Raw genomic sequence first — 2,239 nt, 5'->3', positions numbered from 1 at the left:
AAATATGAAATAATTTTATTCCTTACGTCATAATATAGCGTATTGGCAGTCTTCAATACCTTGTCAAGTTATCTCCCATAATTCGGTCTTTATCATATTATTTAAACTCAAATAGGTTTTCAAACTTAAATTATACAAATTGATTGGAATATTTTTGTTTAAACATTATATAAATTAGGTATTTAATCCATCTTTATTTTAATCTAATTTATTCCATTATATTTTTATATACTTAAGTGACTTAACAATAAAGTTTTATAATTTAAATTATTTTTATTTATTTTTTTGGTTTGTAAATTTTATGTAAAGGTGTGATGGGAGGCCGATTGGAGTAGATGGTAATTGATTGAGATACATATATGGATAGCCAATAAAAAATAAGACTAAGAATTTTGAATGAATTCATAGTCTTAACGAGAATGCCTTCATGAGGTCCCTAATTAATAGTTAAAGTACATGTAGTTTCATCTATAGTATTGCGAGTCGAATCTACAACTTTGTCCACGTTCATAGGACCATTATAAAGAGACGCGACCCACTGCTTTTTAGATTATCATTGTTTACAGACACTTTGGCTTTTCAAAGTACCGCTAATCAGTAGATCACCCTATTTTTATCACATCTTCCCTACTGGGCTTAATTAAAACCAATTTATCAATTGACTTTCTTTTCATTTTTATAAGAAACCTTTATAATAAATATGAATACATATAAAATGTTGATAAGAGGAGTATGATATGAGAGTCGCAGTTGTTGGCGGTGGGATTAGCGGATTTACCATTATTCGGAAATTACTATCCCATCCTAATTTTAATAATGATTTAACGATTGATTTATATGAGAAAGATGCTAACTTCGTGGTGGGAGCGCCTTATGGCAAGGATACGAAAGAAGCTATTATGAATGAGCATGCGCAGGATTTGAGTATTTTCCCAGAAAATCCTGCGGATTTTTTAGAGTGGCTTAGCGAGAATCATGTAGAGTACGCTAACAATGATGCTTTTGTACCCCGAGAATTTTATGGTGATTATTTATTTGAACGTTTAAGTTATTTAATGGATTCTGAGAAAGTGAACATACACGAATCGGCCATTGTTGATTGTGAGATCGATGCAGAGCGCGATATTTACCGCCTTCAAGCAGATGATGGCCAGTGGCATGAGGATTATCAAGCGGTTTTCTTCACAATCGGCCACCCTCCTTATGCGGATTATTATCATCTCGAAGGAACACCCCATTATATTAACAGTCCAGTTCCTATCGATGAGACGCTTGCTCATTTGCAGCCGGACCAATCGTTTGGCATCATCGGAACAGGCTTAACAGCTTTGGATGTGGTTAAATATTTATTGAAACAACATAATTGGACGCACCCGATTCGCTTATATACTGACGGTAATACTCCTTTTAAAACGGTGAAATTCTCACGCTATCAAGGAGAAATTCAACAAAGTTTTTCAGATGAATGGATTGACTCGCATCGTAATCAAGATGGGTTCATCTCTCTTGAAGTAATGGTTGATACGTTTTTAAATGATTTGAAGGCCAATGATATCGATATCCAAAGGCTCTTGGAATTATACGGCACAGGATCTATTAGCGAAATCCGCTCTGCCATCGCGCATCCCGATATTTCATTGGAGAAGTTGCGTCGCTACATTGTCATGATGACAATTTATTTGCCAGATCTATATAACGCGCTCACACCACTTGAACGCGATCTTTATCATCAAAAATACGAGCGCACCTTTAATCATTTTAGAAGCCAAATTCCAGTCGAATCCTTAGCTTTTATCTTGGAGAATTTAGATCAAGGTCGTTTGGAAATTGTGACGAGTTTGAAATCTATAATTACCGAGGATGACTCTTATCAACTGGAAACCGAGAACGGAGAAAGTTATCATGCTGATTATCTCATTAATTGTACCGGTTTCCAATTTGATATCCAAAAAGCTTTAGCCTTTGATCCTTTAATCAAAAATCTCTACCAACGAGACATGTTAACACCTTACTATCGTGGCGGGGCGATGGTTACTTGGCCTGATTGTCAAGTGGTTGCGAGCCGAGGTTTAATGCCAAATATGTATCTCTTGGGGCATTGGATTTCTAAGATTCATTATGGAAATAACAATATTCACTTGTGTATTAAGCAAGCGGAGCGCGTTGCGGAGGGCTTTGCTGCGCAATATGGAAATAATGAATAGGTAATTGTAAAAGGGATAGGCCTCGTGATTGTGAA

1 protein-coding gene is annotated in these 2,239 nt (G+C 35.8%); it reads left to right on the top strand.

Going from position 1 to position 2,239, the window contains the following annotated elements:
* Positions 1–737: 737 nt before the first annotated feature.
* Positions 738–2,204, top strand: a complete 1,467-nt coding sequence (locus tag HW423_RS10810; RefSeq protein ID WP_218931888.1) for an FAD/NAD(P)-binding protein — start codon at positions 738–740, stop codon at positions 2,202–2,204.
* Positions 2,205–2,239: the final 35 nt, after the last annotated feature.

This window comes from Ruoffia halotolerans, from assembly GCF_014049385.1.
GTDB lineage: Bacteria > Bacillota > Bacilli > Lactobacillales > Aerococcaceae > Ruoffia > Ruoffia halotolerans.
Note: the sequence above shows the minus strand (reverse complement) of the source record. Positions and strands in the feature narration are given on the sequence as shown.

Coding starts and splice junctions, on each gene's coding strand:
- HW423_RS10810 (WP_218931888.1), top strand. CDS start 738: ATGAGAGTCGCAGTTGTTGGCGGTGGGATTAGCGGATTTACCATTATT.